The 19,786-nt window shown below is 58.5% G+C and carries 16 protein-coding genes and 1 pseudogene; 8 read left to right on the top strand and 9 right to left on the bottom strand.

The genetic code is table 11. The annotated features are described in order from the left end of the window. Window positions 1-26 precede the first annotated feature (26 nt). Complete coding sequence (locus tag CXQ82_RS08555; RefSeq protein ID WP_101267897.1) at window positions 27-716, top strand: response regulator; 690 nt, start codon at window positions 27-29, stop codon at window positions 714-716. A gap of 115 nt (window positions 717-831) precedes the next feature. Here the strand turns inward: CXQ82_RS08555 and CXQ82_RS08560 are convergent, their stop codons facing one another. Further along, window positions 832-1,869, bottom strand: a complete 1,038-nt coding sequence (locus CXQ82_RS08560) for a patatin-like phospholipase family protein (RefSeq protein ID WP_101267899.1) — start codon at window positions 1,867-1,869, stop codon at window positions 832-834. 217 nt (window positions 1,870-2,086) lie between these two features. Here CXQ82_RS08560 and CXQ82_RS08565 point away from each other — a divergent pair, with 217 nt between their 5' ends. From CXQ82_RS08565 to CXQ82_RS08575, 3 genes are all read left to right on the top strand, one after another. Further along, window positions 2,087-2,365: a hypothetical protein gene (locus tag CXQ82_RS08565; RefSeq protein ID WP_010176194.1), complete on the top strand. Its 279-nt coding sequence runs from the start codon at window positions 2,087-2,089 to the stop codon at window positions 2,363-2,365. 40 nt (window positions 2,366-2,405) lie between these two features. Then, window positions 2,406-3,167 carry a CHAD domain-containing protein gene (locus tag CXQ82_RS08570; RefSeq protein WP_101267901.1) on the top strand — a complete coding sequence of 254 codons (762 nt, stop codon included), beginning with the start codon at window positions 2,406-2,408 and terminating at the stop codon, window positions 3,165-3,167. A 90-nt stretch (window positions 3,168-3,257) separates the two neighbouring features. Then, the gene (locus CXQ82_RS08575; protein ID WP_101267903.1) at window positions 3,258-4,055 is read left to right on the top strand and encodes an acyl-CoA thioesterase II; all 798 of its coding nucleotides are present in this window, start codon (window positions 3,258-3,260) and stop codon (window positions 4,053-4,055) included. Between the two features lie 2 nt (window positions 4,056-4,057). Here the strand turns inward: CXQ82_RS08575 and CXQ82_RS08580 are convergent, their stop codons facing one another. The 5 genes and pseudogenes from CXQ82_RS08580 to CXQ82_RS08600 form a co-directional block, all read right to left on the bottom strand. Beyond that, window positions 4,058-4,420, bottom strand: coding sequence for an Mpo1-like protein (locus CXQ82_RS08580; RefSeq protein ID WP_101267904.1), 363 nt, complete (start codon window positions 4,418-4,420; stop codon window positions 4,058-4,060). Between the two features lie 297 nt (window positions 4,421-4,717). Beyond that, on the bottom strand, window positions 4,718-5,119 hold the full coding sequence (locus tag CXQ82_RS08585; RefSeq protein WP_101267906.1) for an Imm50 family immunity protein: 402 nt from the start codon (window positions 5,117-5,119) through the stop codon (window positions 4,718-4,720). Next, window positions 5,103-9,793 (bottom strand): annotated as a pseudogene (locus CXQ82_RS08590) (RHS repeat-associated core domain-containing protein). The gene CXQ82_RS08585 and the pseudogene CXQ82_RS08590 overlap by 17 nt, the downstream one beginning before the upstream one ends. A 234-nt stretch (window positions 9,794-10,027) precedes the next feature. Beyond that, on the bottom strand, window positions 10,028-11,509 hold the full coding sequence (locus CXQ82_RS08595) for a methyl-accepting chemotaxis protein (protein ID WP_101267910.1): 1,482 nt from the start codon (window positions 11,507-11,509) through the stop codon (window positions 10,028-10,030). A gap of 96 nt (window positions 11,510-11,605) precedes the next feature. Beyond that, window positions 11,606-12,412 carry a TatD family hydrolase gene (locus tag CXQ82_RS08600; RefSeq protein ID WP_101267912.1) on the bottom strand — a complete coding sequence of 269 codons (807 nt, stop codon included), beginning with the start codon at window positions 12,410-12,412 and terminating at the stop codon, window positions 11,606-11,608. A 236-nt stretch (window positions 12,413-12,648) separates the two neighbouring features. Here CXQ82_RS08600 and CXQ82_RS08605 point away from each other — a divergent pair, with 236 nt between their 5' ends. The 3 genes from CXQ82_RS08605 (at window position 12,649) to CXQ82_RS08615 (ending at window position 15,178) form a co-directional block, all read left to right on the top strand. Beyond that, a complete protein-coding gene (locus CXQ82_RS08605; protein ID WP_101267914.1) occupies window positions 12,649-14,070 on the top strand; it encodes a transglycosylase SLT domain-containing protein in 1,422 nt (473 codons plus the stop codon). Between the two features lie 103 nt (window positions 14,071-14,173). Beyond that, window positions 14,174-14,608 (top strand): DoxX family protein, encoded by a 435-nt coding sequence (locus tag CXQ82_RS08610; RefSeq protein ID WP_101267916.1) that lies wholly within the window; start codon window positions 14,174-14,176, stop codon window positions 14,606-14,608. A 261-nt stretch (window positions 14,609-14,869) separates the two neighbouring features. After that, the gene (locus CXQ82_RS08615; protein ID WP_101267918.1) at window positions 14,870-15,178 is read left to right on the top strand and encodes a hypothetical protein; all 309 of its coding nucleotides are present in this window, start codon (window positions 14,870-14,872) and stop codon (window positions 15,176-15,178) included. A gap of 4 nt (window positions 15,179-15,182) precedes the next feature. On the opposite strand, the gene CXQ82_RS08620 is transcribed toward CXQ82_RS08615, so the two are convergent. Genes CXQ82_RS08620 through CXQ82_RS08630 form a run of 3 tightly spaced genes read right to left on the bottom strand, consistent with a single transcriptional unit; the run spans window position 15,183 to window position 18,580 of the window. Then, window positions 15,183-16,916 carry a Gldg family protein gene (locus CXQ82_RS08620; RefSeq protein ID WP_101267920.1) on the bottom strand — a complete coding sequence of 578 codons (1,734 nt, stop codon included), beginning with the start codon at window positions 16,914-16,916 and terminating at the stop codon, window positions 15,183-15,185. 15 nt (window positions 16,917-16,931) lie between these two features. Then, a complete protein-coding gene (locus CXQ82_RS08625) occupies window positions 16,932-17,657 on the bottom strand; it encodes an ABC transporter permease (RefSeq protein ID WP_101267922.1) in 726 nt (241 codons plus the stop codon). Further along, window positions 17,654-18,580, bottom strand: a complete 927-nt coding sequence (locus CXQ82_RS08630; RefSeq protein WP_101267924.1) for an ABC transporter ATP-binding protein — start codon at window positions 18,578-18,580, stop codon at window positions 17,654-17,656. The genes CXQ82_RS08625 and CXQ82_RS08630 overlap by 4 nt, the downstream gene beginning before the upstream one ends. Window positions 18,581-18,771: 191 nt before the next feature. On the opposite strand from CXQ82_RS08630, the gene CXQ82_RS08635 reads away from it, so the two are divergent. Further along, on the top strand, window positions 18,772-19,761 hold the full coding sequence (locus CXQ82_RS08635) for a hypothetical protein (protein WP_101267926.1): 990 nt from the start codon (window positions 18,772-18,774) through the stop codon (window positions 19,759-19,761). The last annotated feature ends 25 nt before the right edge of the window (window positions 19,762-19,786 follow it).

Genomic DNA, 19,786 nt, shown 5'->3' on the forward strand with positions numbered 1-19,786 from the left:
TTTTCCACGGATCTTGATTGGATACCATGAGCCAGACCGCGACGATTTTGGTCATTGATGACGAACCGCAGATCCGCAAATTCCTGCGCATCAGCCTGGCTTCCCAGGGCTATAAAGTGATCGAGGCCGGCACCGGCAACGAAGGCCTGGCCCAGGCCGCGCTGAGCAAGCCGGACCTGCTGGTGCTCGACCTCGGCCTGCCCGATATGGACGGCCAGCAGGTGCTGCGCGAATTCCGCGAGTGGTCGACGGTGCCGGTGCTGGTGCTGTCGGTGCGCGCCAGCGAAGGTCAGAAGGTCGAGGCCCTCGACGGTGGCGCCAATGACTATGTGACCAAACCCTTCGGCATCCAGGAGTTCCTGGCCCGGGTGCGCGCGTTGCTGCGCCAGGCGCCGGCCGGTGAAGCGCAGGAAGCGGCCTTGAGTTTTGGCCCGTTGACGGTGGACCTGGCCTATCGCCGGGTGCTGCTGGACGGAGTGGAAGTGGCGTTGACCCGTAAGGAATACGCGGTGCTGGCGCAATTGGCGCGGCACCCGGGGCGGGTGATAACCCAGCAACAACTGCTCAAGGACATCTGGGGCCCGACGCATACCGAGGACAGCCATTATCTGCGCATCGTGGTGGGGCATCTGCGGCAGAAGCTGGCGGATGACCCTACTCAGCCGCGGTTTATTGTGACTGAGGCGGGGGTGGGGTATCGGTTATTGAGTGCCTGAGATTATCAGCGTCTGAACTGGCCTCATCGGGGGCAAGCCGCCTCGCACAGGGGAATGCATTCCAAATGTGGGAGGGGGCTTGCCCCCGATGGGGCCCTCAGCAACGCCATCAATCTCAGGGCTGCTCACTCTCATACCGATCCAACGTATCACTGGCAATCTCCCGCCCCAGTGCGATCAACTCCGGCGCCTTGTAGAACTCAAAAAACCGGCACACCCGCTTGGGCACGTTGATCAGCACATCCGGCGGATAACCCGCGATCTTGTACTGCGCCAGCGACGTCTGCATTACCTCGAAACTCTGGTTGATCAGGTCCAGCAATGACGCCGGGCCGACGTTATCGATGATGAACGAACCGGTCGCTGACTTCGGTGCCCCGGCTTTTTCCGGGGCGGCGGCGGGTTGCTGCGATTCCGGCTCGGCAGACTCCAGCCATGGGTTGATCTCCGCCGCCTGTGCCTCCAAGGCCTCCTGCTCGAGCTTCATCAATTGTTCGGCCTGCTTGCGGCGAAACGGCAAATGCGACCCCAGTGATTTCGCCAGGTTGTTGAAGCGGCTCTTGAACGCGGGTGGGCGTTGGATCACCGGCAAGTGGTAGTGCTTCTGGTTGGTGGCGTTGAGGTTGACCGCGATGATCAAATCGCAATGGCTCGACACCACCGGCACGATCGGCAGCGGGTTGAGCAGGCCGCCGTCCACCAGCATGCGGTTGCCTTGCATCACTGGGGTAAACAGGCTGGGGATCGCTGCCGAGGCGCGCATGGCCTGGTGCAGGCAACCTTCCTGGAACCAGATTTCCTGCTGGTTGGTCAGGTCAGTGGCGACGGCGGTGTAGGGGATGCGCAGCTCTTCAATATTGATCTCGCCGACGATCTTGCGAATTTGCCCGAAGACTTTCTCGCCGCGAATCGCCCCCAGGCGAAAACTCACGTCGACCAGGCGCAGCACGTCGAGGTAGTCGAGGCTTTCAATCCAGTTGCGATACTCGTCCAGTTTGCCGGCGGCGTAGATCCCGCCGACCACGGCGCCCATTGAGCAACCGGCGATGCAGGCAATCTCATAGCCGCGCCGTTCGATCTCCTCGATCACGCCGATATGGGCGTAGCCGCGGGCTCCGCCGGAGCCCAGCACCAAGGCAACGCGTTTCTTCATGGTCCATGTCCTCCCCTAGGCAGGTGCCCACAATGCGCCCATTGAGGGGCTGGCTACAATCTTCGCAGGAGCCTGTAATATTTTTCCAGAATAGCCATGGTGCTCGCGTATGCTTTGGCAATCGGAGAGTTTGATTTCAGGCTGACTGACAAGGCACTTTTCCTTGTAGGCAACGTCTACACCGTACGACTGTTTTTCTTTATTTGAGGTGTCATCGATGAAAGCCTGGATGTGTGTGCCTGTGATTGTATTGGCCCTGGCCGGTTGTGCCGGTAAAACCGCCTACCGCGACAGCTGCGGCACCCAACTGGATGCGGCGTGGCACGAGCTGGACCTGGCCAAGGCCGAAGGGTTTGCCGGTACCGTGAGCTACTCCAAGGCGTTGTCGCTGTTGACCGGCGCCAAGACCCAGCAACAATTCGAAGCGTTTGAAGGTTGCTCTAACAAGGCCGAGAAAGCGCGGTTCTACATTCGTGAGTCGCGCGCCGGGCGTTGATCGGTAGCTTCCAGGATTTTCATCGGAAAGTGAGGGCGTGATGTCAGCTTTGGTCGATCAGTTAGTCGTTCAGGTCATTGGCCTGGAAGTTGGGTTACTGAGCTGCCAGGCTCGCCTCGCCGCCGTCACCGACGATGAAGCCCTGCATGACCTGCGCACCACGGTGCGCCGCCTGCGCAGCTTATTACGCCCATTGCGCGGGCTGCCGGGTGTGGAGCAGCTTGAACTGGCCGCCAGCACGGTCGGCCGATTGACCACGCCGCTGCGCGACCGTGAGGTGCTGGCGGCGTATTTGCACCAGCATGGTCACCACGCAGCCGCCGAGCGGCGTTTGCGCCTGCAACCCGAAACCTATCGCCACGTGGCGCAAAGCCCGGAACTCGCGCATCTGCTGCTGATTCTCGATGCCTTCCCGCGGTTTATCCGCGCTTCTGAACACCAGAAACTGCTCAAAGGCCTGCGCCCGCGCATTGAAAAACGCCTGGCCAAGCAGTGGCAGAAACTCGATGAGGCCCTGAAGGATCCTGATCATGACCGCCATCGCCTGCGGTTGCTGATCAAACGCGTGCGCTACGCCGCAGAGGCCTACCCCGAATTGGACAAGTTGCCTGCCAACGCCATGTCACGCCTGAAAAAAGCCCAGGCTGCCCTGGGGGATTGGCACGATTGCTGGCAGTGGCTGGCCCAGGCCGAACGTCAGGCAGATCTGCAGCCCTGTGTTGCCGTATGGCACCGCACCATGGCCAAGGCAGAGGGGCAAGCCGACCGGGTGCTGGATAAACTCAGCGCCGATTGTTTTTGAATCGGTCCGGTTTTTGGCCGGAATAAGCGCTGTACCTTGCTGGCACGATGGTTAAGATCCCCCATCTGTTTCTTTTGATGTGAGGTCGCCATGCGCTTTAGTGATTTGCTCGACGCTGCCCGTAGCAACCCGTTGGATGTCACCATCCCCGCCGAATGGGCCCAGGGTCGCGCCACCTTTGGTGGTCTGGTCGCTGCGTTGCAATACGAAGCCTTGCGCGCCCAAGTACCGGCGGATCGCCCTTTGCGTTCGCTGGCAATCACCTTTGTTGGCCCGGTGGCACCCGATGTGCCTGCCAGTTATCAAGTCGAAGTGTTGCGCGAAGGCAAAGCCGTCAGCCAATTGCTCGGGCGTGTGGTGCAGAACGGCGAAGTGGCGACACTGGTGCAGGCCAGTTTCGGCGCGTCCCGTGAGTCGGAAATCGCTGTCGAGAGCGAAGCATCGCCGGTGTTCAAACATTGGGATGAATGCCAGGAGCTGCCCTACATCAAGGGCGTCACCCCAGAATTCATGCGCCACCTGGCAATGCGCTGGAGTGTCGGCGGCTTGCCGTTCACCGGCAATAAATCCCGCGTTATGGGCGGCTGGGTACGCTTGCGCGGAGACGTGAAAGAAGAGCCGCTGACTGAGGCGCATATCCTCGCGTTAGTCGACGCCTGGCCCCCGGCGTTGCTGCCACACCTGAAAAAGCCCGCGCCGGGTAGCACCCTGACTTGGACCATCGAATTCATTCAGCCGCTGCAGAACCTGACGACCCTCGACTGGTGCCAGTACCACGTCAGCATCGAACACGCGCGTGACGGCTACGGTCACGCCGCCGCCGCCCTCTGGAGCCCGACCGGCGAACTCATCGCCATCAGCCGCCAGACCGTGGTGGTCTTCGCCTGATTTTAATGCCTGTGGCGCTGCCGCCAGGCACGCCACCAACCACCGCTCAACACAAAGCGCGGAAAGGTCACGAACTGTTCAACCACCAGGCGCTGCACCGCGTCTTTACGATCACTGAATGGTTCATTGGCCTGGGCTTCCAGACTATGCCCATGCCGCTGTAACGCCAGGCCGGCCAGGATGCCAACCACCCCAACGGCGAAACTGGCCAGGCTCAGGCTGAACACCCCGGAAACAATCAACAGAAACCCGATGATAAACAGCGGCACAGCAATCAGGTGCAGCGCCAGGTTGGTCGGGTGCTGGTGGTTTTGCGGGTAGTTACGCCATTGCCAGGCGGGGAGATTGGGATGACGTTTGCCCATGATGGTGAATCCTCTGTCCGTTGAAACAACATGGAGAGAGTTTAGGTGGGGTTGGGTGGGGGGGGCGAATTGGGGTTGGCTATAGAGGTCATAGAGGGCAAGTTATGGTCAGCTATTTTTACCCCAAAATGACGCATTCGTGGTCGTCTATGTGCACCAGAAACGTGAAGTTCCTATCCCCCCCCCCCCCCCCCCCCCCCCCCGGAATGAAAGTCCAATAGCTCATATTAATTAGTTTCGGTGTTTAATTTTCTAAATTTCTTGCTTGTAGTATTTTTATTTATAGTGCTGCTTGGTTCAAAAGTCCTCATCATCGCCTCTTATGTAAACATTAGGGTTGCAGATGGAGATGCTCTGGGCCTTGAATTCAATTAAGGAGTTTTTGTTGGTAGCATGGAAGAACGTCTGTTCATCTTCTTTTGTTATTTTTAAAAAAAAAGTATCTCGAGTGGGGATGTTTAGTATCTTCAGATCGCTAATGCCATAGCAGTCAATACCAAGCCTGCAAACGTTGTAACCTTTGTTTTTCCATTTTTCTGGTAGTGAATCTGGGAAGTCAGGTATATCGAAACCAATTCCCAGAGAAGGCCGGTCGTTATCTATTTGTAAAGAAAATATAGTGATTTCTCCTATCTCTACAGGTTGGGTGAAGATTTTTTCAAAAAAAATATTTGTATCTAGCTCATTCCAATATTTCATTTTTCTTCCTGAAGAAATAGTGTGCTTCTGCGCCGATTAATTTGCCGTTCCGAGGTTGTTCAATAGACCGTAAATTGAAATGTGTTGTTTGATCGCCAATGCCATCCGTTCGACCGAATTTATGCCCGGCTGAGTGATCTTGAATGAGGACCTGAGAGCCATCTTCTCTTGTAAACTGATATACCCTCGTCTTGATAGGATGACCAGCGGCATCCAATATTTTTTTGTCGTTCAAATCGGTCATGTTTTCCATTTTGTACTGGGTCGGTTGACCTGTTTTCGGGTGGATTATCACATCTGGGCTTTGATTCATCGGTATACGAGCATCTCTTTTAGCTTGCCTGAAAGCCCCCTTACGAGAAACGTCAGGGACGTCCGGTTGAGTTGGAGTGGCGCAGGATGGATCTCTTTTTATTGACCCAGAGCAATTTGCGCTGAGCCCTAAAGGATCCACCCACCCGGTCGGGTTGGGCACATACTGGTAAGCGTTAATCCCTCCCGCCAGCTTCACCGGGTCCGGCGTCAGGTAGCGACCAATATCCGGATTGTAGTAGCGATGGCGGTTGTAGTGCAGCCCGCTTTCCGGGTCGAAGTATTGGCCTTGGAAGCGCAGCGGGTTGTCGACTTTGCCTACGTCGAGGCGGGCGATTTCGCCGTAGGCGCGGTAGTGGGCGGACCAGACGATTTCGCCGTCGGGGTCGGTGAGTTCCTGAGGTGTGCCGAGGTGGTCGAGTTGGTAGTGGTAGGGTTTGGTTTCTTTTGGGCCGTAGCCTTCGAGTAGCACTAATGGTCTGAAACTATCCGGCTCGTAGACGTAGCTGCGATGTCGGTCTGCATGGTGTTCGGCAATCAGCTTGTCGCCTTGCCAGAAAAACTCGGTGGTGATGTCGTCCACTGTTTTGCTGATGCGCCGACCGAACGGGTCATAGCGATAGCTGGCCTTCTGCCCGTTGGGTTGGGTGAGGCCGATCAGGCGGTGTTGGCTGTCGTAGCGGTATTCGGTGACGAGTTGATGGCCTTTGCCGCGACGTTCGCGGATGAGGTTGCCGAAGGTGTCGTAGTCGTAATGGCGGTCGCCCTGGATGGTCAGGCGGTTGCCGGCGACGATGTCGGGGCCGGGGCGGTCTTGCATCAGGAGGTTGCCAGCGGGGTCGTGGGCGAAGCGTTCCTGGATGTCTTGGGAGTGGTCGGCGCGGGTGAGGTGGTTCAGCGGGTTGTAGTGGTAGTGGTGTTCGCCTTTGCGGGTGTCGAGCAGGCGGTTGAGGTTGCCGGATTTGTCGTAGTCGTATTGGCGTTGGTAAAGCGTGTGTTGCTGTTGGGTGACGGCGTGGGCGTGCAGGCGCTGTTGGTCGTCGTAGTGGTAGTGGCTGAGAAGTTGGCCTTGTTGGCGTTGCTGTTCCTGGCCGGCTTTGAACAGGTGCGAGGTTAGCAGCGTGCCATTTAGTTCGACGGTGGCTAAGTGGCCGGCTTTGCCATGGTTGAACACCAGGCGGTTATTGTCCGGCAGCCGTAGGTTTTGCAGTTGGCCGCAGGCGTCGTAGCCATAGCGCAAGGTGCCCCAACCCTGGTGTTCGGCGGTGAGGCGGTTTTGGGCGTCGTACTCGTAGGCGAGAAACCAGTGGTTATCGTCGACGCTTAGGAGGTTGCCTTGGCGGTCGTAGACGTAATCGACGTTATCGCCATTTGGCAGAGTTTTTCGTACGAGCCTCCCGGCGTGGTCGCGCTCGTAGCGGGTAACCAGCTGACTGCCGTCATCGCCGTGTTCGGTCTTTTCCTGCAGGTTGCCGTTGAGGTCATAGACGTAGGCCGTACGCTGGCCGTCGAACCCGGTTTCCTGCTGGATCAGGCCGTTGGGGTGGTAGTCGAGTGTGTAAGTCTCGCCGACTTCATTTTCAATTTCGGTCAGCAGCAACCGAACATTGTCATAGCGATACTTGACCTGGCTGCCATCGGCGTTGATACGGCGGCTGATCAGGTGCAGCCCATCGGCGTATTCGTAGCGGGTGACGTGCCCCAGCTCATCGCGTTAAGCGGTGATTTTTCCGTAGGGGTTGTAGCTGTATTCCCGCGCCGCGCCGCCTGGCAACACCAAGCGAATCAAGCGGCCCACGCTGTCCCACTGATACTGGGTCAGGGACCCAACCTCATCCTCCCGCGCAATCTGCCGTCCAAGATCGTCATAGCGATAACGCTTGATCCCACCATTCGGCAGCTGTTCTTCAATGAGCTGGCCACGCTCATTCCACACCCGGCGCAGACAGCTGTGATCCGGATACCAAACCCCAATCAGCTGGCCTTTTTTGTCGTAGCTGTAGTCGGTGACGTGGCCTTCGGGATCTGTCTTACGGACGACATCGCCTTGATCGTTGCGCTCATATTTCCAGACTGCTTTTCCACGCCGCACGACCCGTACGAAACCATTGTCATGCTCGTAGGAAGTCGGCTCATCGTCCCCGGAAACAACGCCACCAAGCGTCCGGCTTCGTCGTATTGATACGCCGTCACCGCCCCCAGCGGGTCTTGCTCAACCGTCAGCCGGCCCTTCGCGTCGTAGGATTTAAAGTGCTCGGCACCATCCGGATCGATGCGCTGCACCAGCCGCGCACGGTCATTGTGGACGTACACTTCCTGGCTACCATCGGCGTTGTGCACCGTGACGCCGCCGTTGTCGTCCCAGGCATAGCGCGTGTCCATCTGTGAAAAGCTGGCCCAGTGCCGGACACAGCGTGCCGCCTTACCCGCGCGTTCCCACTCCCAAAAGAAGCTCGCCCCACCGGCCAGCCCACGTTCCAATATGACGTGCTGATCGTCGTACCGATAAACCTCACATTCACCTACAGCATTGGTCGCCGAGGTCAGCCGGCCAGCGTCGTCATAGGCGTAGGAAACAATGCAAAACTCGGTAACCCATTCAAAGGGTTCATGGCCCTTGGCGCGCTGAACCTGATAGTCCACCGCGACGATGCGACCCGACGCATAGCGCAAAAACAGCGAGCGCCCGACACCGTTATCCAGCCGCTCAATACGCCCGGAGTAGTCCCGAATAATCCGCAACCGGTTGTCATACGCATCGCTGATCGAGACCAGCACGCCATCGCGAAAATGATAGAAACGCGAGACCTGGGCCAGCACCAGTTCATCAGGCGAAGCGCCCAAATAAATAGCCGATTCGGCCAGGCTATTGGTGATTGCCGGTCGAGAAACGGTAGGCAAGGGCAGGGTGGTCGACCGATTTTCTTGGTCCGTCCACACCACCGATTCGCCAGAAACAGCAAGCCGCTGCGCCAGCGAATGACTCCACCCAAACCCCAACCCGCAATCCACTTCCACCGCACTGGTGCGATACAACCGAGACCACTCAAACGGCAGCACCCCATCCAGCGTCCCATCGGTCAGCGTCAGCAATTCCTCGCCAGTGACCATCGACACCGGGCAACCATTGGTAGCAGTCTTATCCGCAGAAGCTGCCGCATCCCCCTTCGGGTTTTTCGCCGACAGGGGAACGTCATCTACGTGTTCCTGCCTGACCAACACCGTCTGCTGGGATTTGCTGCGCACCGCTGGCACCGGGTTGGCAACCAACTGCTCCCCAGCCTTCAACTGCGCAGCCGGCACCGTCTTGATCGAGGTCGCCGGACTCCCCAGCAACAAAGGTTTAGCCGCTTCGACATGCGGCTCCAGCTTCGGCCCGACCAACTGTTTGGCCAGCAACTCCAACAGCCCACGCGCCCGCCTGGACTTGATAGACTCAAGCGCCTGCCCCCCCAGGCGCACCGCCACCCCCATACCTGCCGTTGCCCAAATCAGCAGCAGGTTGATCAACACCTCCCCGGTGATCTCCCCCATCAGCTCATTCATCTGCGGCGGCGGCAGCAACCGCATCCAGCTGACCATCGCGGCCACATGGATAAACAGCAGCGGCTCATCACTAAGCGCCAGCAGACCCAGGGTGATCTTGTCCTTGCCCAGCTTCAACAGCTCATCGAGTTCGGCTTGAGAGACGTAGTGAAGCAACTTTTCACTGTTGGCCTGGATGTCCCCCAGCAGCTCATACAGCTGTGCGATGTTGTCCCACAGGTTGTAAAGCGCTTTACCCATGCCGCTGAGAAACGCCGCTTCGACCATCCTGCGACGATCAAGCGGAGTGGCGTCGGTGTAGTCGTTCCACTGATCCTGGAAGGTGTTGTTCCACTCTTCGCGCAAACGCGCTTCCAGCCCTGAGATCACCGACTGATAAGACGCATACAGCGCCTTGACGTGATCCTTGGAAACGTTGGGGTAAAAGGTGATCTGGTATTGCTGGTCGCGGGTGCAGTCCTTGATTTCAAGGATGCCGCTGGGGCCAATGGTGTGATGGAGCGGGGGGCCTGATGGGCGGCCATCCGCTGCAATGGCTTGCAGCATCACCGGCGTATTGCCGATGGGCACGAACCGCGTGCTTTCGAACATATGCACCAGGGTCAGCGAGCCTTGGGCTCTGCACATGGCCACGGTGCGGCTGGGTGTTTTTGAGGATACCGGCGCGACCAACTGCACCTCATCCCCCACCTTGAACACCTGCTCGACGTCCAGTGCCGAAAAGCTCCAGAAACTATCGGCCCATTCGTCAAAGGTGTTCAGGCAGTCGCGGAAGTCGCTGAAGACGCCCTCGATATCAGGCGCCTTCACGTCCATGGGAGCCAGGGCCAAGCGGCCGATGGCCGGGTTCAAGAGGCTGCCCCTTTGAGCAGGGCATTAACGGAGAAGTGCATCGGCGGTCCCTCGCGCTGATTGATCAGGCGAGAGACTTTGGAGGGGTTGGAAGGGGAAAGAAGTCGGCTTTATTCGCCGGGATAGGTAGGAGGTTTCGCCAAAACCTCAGGCTCATTGAGGCTTTGTTGTGGGAGAAGGATTACAGGTTGAACCGTCTTACAACTTCAACTGCCCAATCGCCTTGCTCAACTCCCCAGCCAAGGTCGCCAGCTCATTACTGGTCGTCGCCGAATCCACCGTTTGCTGCACGGTGTTCTCGGTCACATCACGAATGCTCACCACTGCGCGGTTCATCTCTTCGGCCACGTGGCTTTGCTGTTCGGCGGCGACGGCGATCTGGGTGTTGCTCTCGCGCATCTGTGCCACGGCGCTGGTGATTTCGGCGAGTGCGGCGCCGGCTTCCTGGGCTTGTTGCACACAGTCGTCGGCCTTGAACGAGCTTTCCTGCATGAAGTCCACCGCGTCGCGGGTGCCGGCCTGCAGTGCCGAGACCATATGGGTGATTTCATCAGTGGAGTTTTGTACGCGCTTGGCCAGGTTGCGCACTTCGTCGGCGACCACCGCAAACCCACGGCCCATTTCGCCGGCGCGGGCGGCTTCGATGGCGGCGTTGAGGGCCAGCAGGTTGGTCTGTTCGGCGATGCTGTGGATCACACTGACCACGCCGTTGATTTTCTGGCTGTCCTCGGCCAGTTTCTGGATCATTTCGGCGGTCTGTTGCACACCGGTGGACAGCCCGGCAATCGAGCGTTGTACCCGGGTGACCACTTCCTGGCCGCTGCCGGCCAGGGTATCGGCGGTCTGGGAGAGGTCCCGGGTGGCGCCGGCATGTTGGGCGATGTGGTAGACGGTGGCGGTCATTTCATTGATCGCGGTGGCGGCCTGGTCGGTTTCGCTTTGCTGGCCAAGCATGCCGTGCTGCACGTCGTTCATGCTGCTGGCCAGGCGCGCGGCGCCGTCGTCCAGTTGCCGGGCGGTGCGCGCCACGGTGTTGACCACGCGTTGGTAGCCGGCCTGCATGGCGTTGAAAGCGCTGGCCATCTGGCCGACCTCATCCTTACAGGCCAATGGCACGCGGGCTGACAGATCGCCGGTTTTCTCGACGTGCAGCATCACGTCCTTGAGGGTGTTGAGCTGGCTGAGCAGGAAGCGGATCAAGAGCTGCGAGGCGCAGAGCATCGCCAGCATCAGGATCGCCACCGCCACGGCATAGTTGGCGAAGCGTTCGCCGAATACCTGGCGCAAGCTTGGCGCGTAGGCGAGTACGGCGATGTATTGCCCATCCGGGCGTGCAATGACTTCGGCGCCCATCAGCGGATTTTCGCCGAACAGCGGCATGTGGTTGAGTTCGACCCAGCCCGTGGCGCGGCTCAGGGCTGACAGATCCAGATCGGCCAGTTGTGGGACTTGGCCGCGCGCGAAGGTCAGCCATTGCTCGCCCTTGGGCAGCGGTTTATCGGCGGGCCAGGCACTCAGCAATCGCCCCTGGGCCTGCGCCGAGGCCTGGGACGCCGTGCTGCGCGCCTGTTGTTCGAGCTGCACGGCGTACAGCACCAGCAGCAGGGTGGTGATGAAAGCGACCGCGTTGACGGCCCAGAATTTGTACTTCAGCGAGATATTGCTAAGCCAGGCACCCATGGAAGGTTTTCTCTGATAGCGGAAACAGCATTGGCAAGGTGCCATTATTGTGCCGCTACTCAGCAAACCGGTTTTGACATGGGTCAATGCACCGCATCAATCCACGGCAGGTAACCCAAAAAAACTACGTGCGCTGGCGGTGCTGTGCGCGGCCAGGTCTTCCACGCTTTCATTGCGGTGCAGGGCCACTTCGCGCAGCACTTCCGGCAAGTAGGCCGGTTCGTTGCGACCGTTTTTGGGTTTGGGCCGCAAGGTGCGCGGCAGCAGGTACGGCGCGTCGCTTTCCAGCATCAGACGGCCACGCGGAATTTCTCTTACAAGCGGGTGCAGGTGCGTCCCACGGCGTTCATCGCAGATCCAGCCGGTGATGCCAATGTGCAGGTCGAGGTCGAGGTAGCTGAACAACGCCTGCTGTTCGCCGGTAAAACAGTGCACCACGGCGGCGGTGAGGTGGTCGCGGTAGTCCTTGAGGATCTCCAGCAGGCGCTGGTTGGCGTCACGCTCATGCAGGAACACCGGCAGTTTCAGCTCGACGGCCAGGGCCAGGTGTTCTTCGAGGACTTTTTCCTGTTGCGGTCGCGGGGAAAAATCCCGGTTGAAATCCAGCCCGCATTCGCCCACGGCACGTACGCGAGTTTCGCTGAGCAGGCCGCGTAAACGCTGGGCGCTGTCGCCGTTCCAGTCGCTGGCGGAGTGGGGGTGGATGCCGGCGGTGCTGAACAGGCGTTGCGCGCTTTCGTCGAGCTTTACGCAGAGTTCCAGCGCGTGTTCGCTGCCGTCGACGCTGGTGCCGGTGAGCACCAATTGTTGCACGCCAGCGGCGTAGGCTCGGTCGAGCACCGCCTGGTGCTTCTCGTCGAAACTGGGGTTGGTCAGGTTGACGCCGATATCAATGAGTTGCATGGTGCTACCTCCGCCTGCGGACGGAAAGCATATCAGAGCTGTAGATTTATAAGAAAATCGAAGAACTACAACGAGTTATAGCTGTCTTTGAACGTCGCAAGTGACATTGTGGTTGGCCGAACGCCTTACCCTGTGCCACCGTTGCGCGCCTTGCCAGCGCATAAAGCGCTCTGTTTCTGACCCCCAGCGCCGCGTTTTTCGCGAGGGCGTTGGCCAGTATTCTTTCCGGAGAGCGGATGATCCGACCCTCGGCGTTGCTTATGTTGTGCGTGACGTTACTGCTGCCCCTGGCGGCGGTCGCGCGCTTGGACGGGCCGCTGGAAGTGACCAAACCCGGCAAGGTCCGTGACCTGGCGGAAATCCGCTCCAGCCGCACCCTGCGCGTATTGGTCAACCAGAGCCGCAACAGTTCCGGCGAAGTGCAGGGCCAGGCCGTCGGTGTGGAATACCACCGCCTGCGCGCCTTCGAGCAGTACCTCAATGGGCATGCCCGTGATGGCCAGGAAATCAACCTCAAGATCATTCCCAAGGCCAAGGACCAGTTGCTCGGCGCCCTGGCCCGTGGTGAAGGCGACCTGGTGGCCCCCGGTGAACTGCTCGATGTGAAGGCCGCGCACAAGATCAGCACCAGCGACCCGATTGCCAGCGATGTGCCGTTGTGGCTGGTGGGGGTGAAGGGCGAGCGGCGCTTTACCAAGTTGGAGCAGTTGTCGGGGCGTACGCTGGCGCTGACCACCGGCAGCGCGGCGGCGGATGCGATCAGCCAGGTCAACCAGAAGCTGGCCCTGCACAAGCAGCCGCCGATCAAGGTGGAGTGGGTTGACCCGACCCTGGCCGTGGAGGATGTGCTGGAGATGGTGCAGGCGGGTATTTTCCACCTGACCATTGTCGAGAAGCCGATTGCCGAGCGCTGGTCGAAGATCCTGCCCAAATTGCGTTTCGACAAGCAGGTAGCCATCAGCGAGCCCGGCGACGAGTATTGGTTTGTGCGCCAGGATGCGTCGATGCTGCGGGCCAGCATTGATCGATTCCTCAAGACCTATCGAACCCCCGCCGACCAGGATGTGGCGTTCCAGCGGATCTACCGACGCCTGTATCAGGTGCGCAACCCGCTGGCCCGGGTCGACCGCCAGCGCTTGGAGAAACTACGCCCGGTGCTGCAAAAACACGCGCGTGAGCAGGGCATGGATTGGTTGAACCTCGCCGCGCTGGCGTTCAAGGAGTCGGCGCTGGACCCCGGCGCGCGCAACAGTGGCGGGCCCACCGGGTTGATGCAGATCACGCCTTCGGCGGCGCAGCGGGTGGGGGTGAACAATATCGAGAACCTCGACAACAATGTACAAGCGGGCGCGCGTTACCTGTCGATGATTCGCCGCAAGTTTTTCTCCAGCCCCAAGCTCAACGAGCGCGAGCGCATGGCCTTTGTGCTGGCGGCTTACAACATGGGGCCGGAACGCGTGCAGGGCATGCGTACCGAAGCCAAGCGCCGGGGGCTCAACCCCAACCAGTGGTTCTTCCAGGTTGAACGCATTGCCATGGAGCAAGTGGGGATGGGCGGCGTCAGCTATGTTAATAGCGTGAACAAGTATTACTTGGCGTTTGATCGGGAGCGCGAATCCCTGGAACCGCCAACGCCGAAAGTCGCCTCACGGAAGTAATCGATTTTATCGATATTAATCAGGCATTTTTTCGCCTTTTATCATTGTTTAAACTGATTAATATAGCGGCCAACCAACCCCTACTTCAAAAAGGATTAGCACCATGAGCCCACTGATCAAGAACATCCTGAGCACCCGCGCCGGTTACGGCCTGACTATTCTGCGCATTGTGGTCGGCATCATCTTCGCCGCCCACGGTTCGCAAAAACTCTTCGGCTGGTTCGGTGGCTACGGCTTGGCGGGCACTGCTCAGTGGATGGAAAGCATCGGCCTGGCGCCGGGTACCCTGATGGCACTGTTGTCGGGCGGTACCGAGTTCTTCGCCGGCCTGGCTTTGATCATTGGTTTGCTGGTTCGCCCAGCGGCATTGGGCCTGACGATCCTGTCGCTGGTGGCGATCTTCTCGGTGCATATCCATAACGGTCTGTTCATGGCCAACAACGGTTACGAATTCGCACTGGCCTTGCTGGGTGGCTCGCTGGCGGTACTGCTGGAAGGCGCCGGCAAACTGTCTGCGGACCGCGCCATCGCGAACTGACCAGCACGTAAAACTCTGAAAAGGCCCACCATTGCGTGGGCCTTTTCGTTGCTCGGGATTCTTGACACCGGCCCACCCGCTTCTCTAGGATGCGTCTCATGCGCCGATTTAAACAGCTAATTGCGGGGCGCCACCGGGACTCGATACAGCCCGACAGAAGCATGGTCTCCCTCGACGAGACCGCTTCGAAATACCGCTAAAGCGCTGGTTCGGTGTTGCCTCTCACCTGCCCGCAGACTTTTGAGGCAGAGACACGACACGATGAATGCACTACGCCCCCTGATACGCCTGGCCCCGATCACCGCGGACCTTACTCAGCGCAACCCGAAAATCCTGCTTGGCGGCAAGCACCAGCCGACGCTCCTGCGTTACCTGGATGGTTGGCCGCGTCGTACTGGCCGGCCTTCGGCGTTCCTGATCCAATTCGTCGAAGACGGCGACTCCCTTGCGCGCTTTGCCACTAACAGCTTCGATCTCGCGGTTATCCAGGCCCCCAATGCCAGCAACGCAGTTGAAGTGATTCACCAACTGACCCGCATAGCCCGTCAGGGGCTGATCGCCAGGCGTTGAGCGCTTAGTGAACCGTGCCGCGAACCTGCATGCGGCGCCGGCGATTCCCGAGGAAAACCGCCCAGGCCATCAGGCATAACGTCAGCGGCAGCGTAAAGGTCGTGACCAGTTTTATCGCCAGTTCCAGGCGATTTACCTGGGCGTAAGCCGCGACCCGCAACTCATGCAACTCCATGGGCAGGCGCAGGCGCTCTTTGTTGAGGGCTTGCAGTTGGATCGAGGTGTCCACGGCCTCGGTGCCGAGGGCGCTCGTCGGTGGGTTCAACTGTTGCCATTCCTGTTCCGTGCGCCAAAGGCGCCGTTCCAATTCACCGGCCTTGGCTCGGTAGCTTTGCTCTGCCGCGTCGCGCAAGGTTTGCAACCCTGTCGGTGAGCTTTCCTGGGCCAAACGGGGACGAATATTCGCGAGGGCATCAGGTGCGGACAGGTTATCCAATGTGTTCAAGACAAACAGTGAGTTGCCGTCAGGTGTTGAGGTGTTGATGTTATCCAGGAGCAGGTCCGTGTCGGCGACGACTACGACGTGGATCTGCGCAGCTTTTTGCAAACCGGGCGGCTGGCCCTTGATGCCATCAGGGAATGCCGAATAACCCGGCCCCTCGATACGGGCAGCAAGCACATGGCGTTTTCCTGGGTGGGGCGCTTCATCGTTCACTGCTTCGCGCGCGGTGGTGCCGGCCAAGCGCTCACTGCCCAGCAGCTCCGAACGCTCGGAGCTGTGCAGGATCGGGATGAACGTTGTGCGACTTTTACTCAGGCGTGAAAGGGCGCCGCTGCTCGACACCGTTACCCCGTTCAATTTCCACGTGCTGACATCATGGGTGTTCATCGCCTGACGGGGCAGGTCCAATCGGCTTGGGTGCTGCGCCGCATTGCTTGCGCCGCCTGATGCGTAGAGGTCGTCGATCAGCCATTTGTCTGCCGGCATCTGGATGCCCCAGGCGGCTAGCAGCCCGTCCAGCCGCGAGTTGGCTGGCGTGGCGGTTGAATTTTGCTCGCTCAGCGGGTCGATAAACATCATCAACCGACCGCCCTTCAAGACAAACTGCTCAATCCCATACAGGGTTGGGGCGGCCAGCGTGTGCGGGTGCACGACCATCAGAGTCTGGAGGTGTTCCGGTATACGCTCGATGGTCGGATCCAGATTGACCAGGTTGAAATGCTGCTGCAACTGCTTAAGCAGGCGGCTTGCGGATTCTCCCATCGCCAACCCTGGTAGCAGCCCGATCATGGGGCGTTCCGGGTGCTGCAGCTTAGAGATCAGATGGCTGACTTCGTACTCGAGCAGCGGTTCGCGTTCGAGGCTGAAGGATTCGATGCGTTGCGCGCCGTGGCCGGCACGTGTGCCGATCAGGCCAAGAAACCCCTCTTTTTCGTCGAGGCCAAATAGCTCAGCTTTGTAGGCATCTTCTGAAAAAGGCGCAGGCTCGATAACGTGCAAATTGATCATGCCCTTAGCCGCTTTTTCATACTCCTTGAGCAGATCTTCAATGCGCTTACCGTATCGTTTTACCGCGTAGCTTCTTTTTGGGTCGTTGTTCGCATTGAAGTAATACACGTCCAGGGGACTTTCCAGTGACGCCAATAGTTGCCGTACAGGTGGGGATAAAGTATGAGTTTTTTGTATGGAGTAGTCCCATCGGATATTGGGAATCTTATCGACCCATACCAAGTTGAAAGCCAGGAACAATAACAGTATGACGGCGAGTGTCATGCCGTTGCGCAGAGTGTGTCGCATTGAGGGCTTCCCTTCTCAACTGTATTTGGAGTTGAGTGTGACTATTGTGGCAGCAAGAAAAGCCAGGATCATGCTAACGAAGTAAAGCAGGTCGCGAAGTGCAAATTTTCCATCGTCGATAGCGCTGAATCGCGAAAAAAGATTGAGCGTGGCCAGGCTGTCGATCATCCAGATAGGGGCCTGGTGTTGAAGGGCCTCCAACACCGATGACAGCCCGGTGGCTATCAGCAGTAAGGCGATGGTCAGCATGACGATGATCGTACGCTGGCGTATCAAGGTGAAAATAAAAAAGCTGGCGGACAAGTAACTGCCAGCCAGCAGCCAACTGGCAGCAAATTGTGAGGCAATAACACTGTTGTCAGTACTGCCCAGGTAATTGGCTCTGATGACCAGAGGGAACATCAACATCAGGGTGAATCCCAGCACGACCCAGCCGGCTAGGAACTTTCCGAGCACCCATTCAAACCTGGTGATGGGCAAGGTTTTGATCAGGCTGAGAAAACCTGCATTCGACTCATCTGACCAAAGTTGAGTTGCGAGGGCAGGTATCAACAGGAAATAAAGCCAGGGGTGAAACTGGAAGAAGGCCAGCAGGTTGCTGCTGTTTTGCTCCGTCCCCGCGCCTATATGCAGCCCCACTATCACGCTCAGGGCTAAAAAGATGGCGATACTCAGGTAGGTGCCAGGTGTGCAGGCATAACTGGTGAGCTGACGCTTGAATATGACGGGCAACAGTTTCAAGAGGTGGTTTCCCGGCTCAGGTGATGGATCACGTCGTGCAACCGGCCTGGCTCCAGGTTCAGTGAGCTGACGTTCCAGCGGCGATTGGCAATAAGCGTGTGGATATGGGGGGAGATGGCGTGCCCCGGCATGGCCAGAACCGTCACCGTGCCGGGTGCGTGCTGGTGTTCTTCGATGCCGGCTACACCCGGCAGGACCGCGAGGGCCAGCAGGTCCAAGGGCGTCTGCGCCGTGAGGGTGACCGCCTGAAAATGGCGGGACTCACGTTGCAAATCGGGCAGCGGGGTATCGGCCACCAGGCGCCCCCCCGCGATAACCAGTGCGCGTGTACAGAGTTCGGACAATTCATCACAGTGGCGGGAGGCGATGATGACTGTCATTTCCTGCGTCAATGATTGGATCAGCGTCCTGAACCTGTACTTCTCATCCGGCGCAAGCCCCTCGGTGGGTTCATCCAGTAACAACAAGGCCGGGCCGTGGAGGATGGCTTGGGCGATGGCGACTTTGCGCTTCCACCCGGTGGAGAGTGCGCTTAGAGGGACGTGGAGTATCGTCCACAGCTCCAGCCGCGTGGCGGCTTCTTCCACCCGCGAGCGCTTTTCGTTGCCATGGAACCCACGCACGGCCGCAATGAAGTTAAGAAACTCTTTAACCGATAGGGTGGGGTGGTCGAGGCCGTGGTTAAGTTGGTAGCCAACGAGTTTTTTTGCGTGAAGTGTTTGGTTTTGAGTATCGAACCCGTGGATGCTTATATGGCCGCTGGAAGGTGTTGTAGTGCCGGCGATCATATTAAGCAGTAATGTTTTGGCGGCACGTTCCTCGCCAAAGAGTCCCAGGCACTCCTGTGTATTGGCGATAAAAGAAAAACTGTTAATTATGGTTTTCTTGTCCAGGTGTTTTGTCAGATTGTGTATTTCTATCATGTTATTACCCGACAAGTTTTGGCTCACGTAGGGTGCGAAGCTAAAAAAGGGTACGGGCAATAGTGCCTTTTGGGAACGGCGCTAGGCATTTATAAGAAGAGTCCTACGTGCTTGTTAGGCGAGTCACTGAAACAATTGTGATGTGATTTCAACCTTCAAATTGTCGCCCTTCGTAATAAGGCCTGATTACCATGATGCTTCTACGTACCCTTGTTCTTGAACGCAGTGGCCAGGACGCTCCGGTTAACGGAGCACTGCTCTGTGGGTTTGCTGTGGGTCAGATTGCCTCGAATTTTCTTGTTTATAGCCTGGATGAAGAGGTGGAGCCGGGCAGTTCCAGGGTCTATATCGCGGCTCTGCGTAAAAAAGCCGATCGGTATTTCCTGGACGGCGTTGAGTCCAAGGAGGACCTGCAAGTGGCCATGCAGGTGTTCAAGCAAATCCTGATGTTGGCAACGTCGGGCAGTAAGGCGGGTGCTGCTGCCGACCCCCAGGTGTCCTATCATTTTGTCGATTTGAAAGGCTGCAAGCTGCCGACTGCGAGGCCCGATGATCATCACTCGGTGATCATCAAGAAGGCATTGGTGATGAAGGTGATTACCCTGGGCATGTCTGCACCCGCATTGCCGGCGATCGAAAGTGCTTCGTTGATCGTGCCTTCGATTCGTTTTTCATCACAAATGAGTGCTGCCCCCAAGGTGGCGAGCGCCCCTGAGCCTGAGCGGCGGCCGGTGCAGGAATTTCCTGTGGAAGCACCGCAACGGGTGCCCGTCGAAATGCCCGAGGAGGCACCCGCTGTACCGCGTGAGCATGAAGCGCTGACGGAACCGGAGCCGGAGCTGGTTCCGGCGCTTTCGGCAGTGGACGACAGCACGTTGTTCGAAATGGACAGTACGCTGACCAACCTTGCTCGCGTCGCTCAGGAGCTGACCCAGAAAAAACTCGCTGCAATCGAACGGGACGCCGCGCTCGAGCAATGGCAGTCTCGGTTGCAGCAGCAGCAAAGCGAGTTGGATGAGCAAACCCGAGCACTGGAGCAGCGCACCACTCAATTACATGACCAGTCGCTGGCAGTGAGCCAACGTGCCGAAGCGCTGAAGGCCCTGGCGTCGAAGGTGTCGGGTATGCGGCAGGGCTTGCGAAGCATGCTGCTTGAACTGGATCAGGCATTGGATGGCTAGACCGGTCTGGCTACTTTCCCGGGTT

Source organism: Pseudomonas sp. S09G 359, assembly GCF_002843605.1.
In the GTDB taxonomy this organism is placed as follows: Bacteria; Pseudomonadota; Gammaproteobacteria; order Pseudomonadales; family Pseudomonadaceae; genus Aquipseudomonas.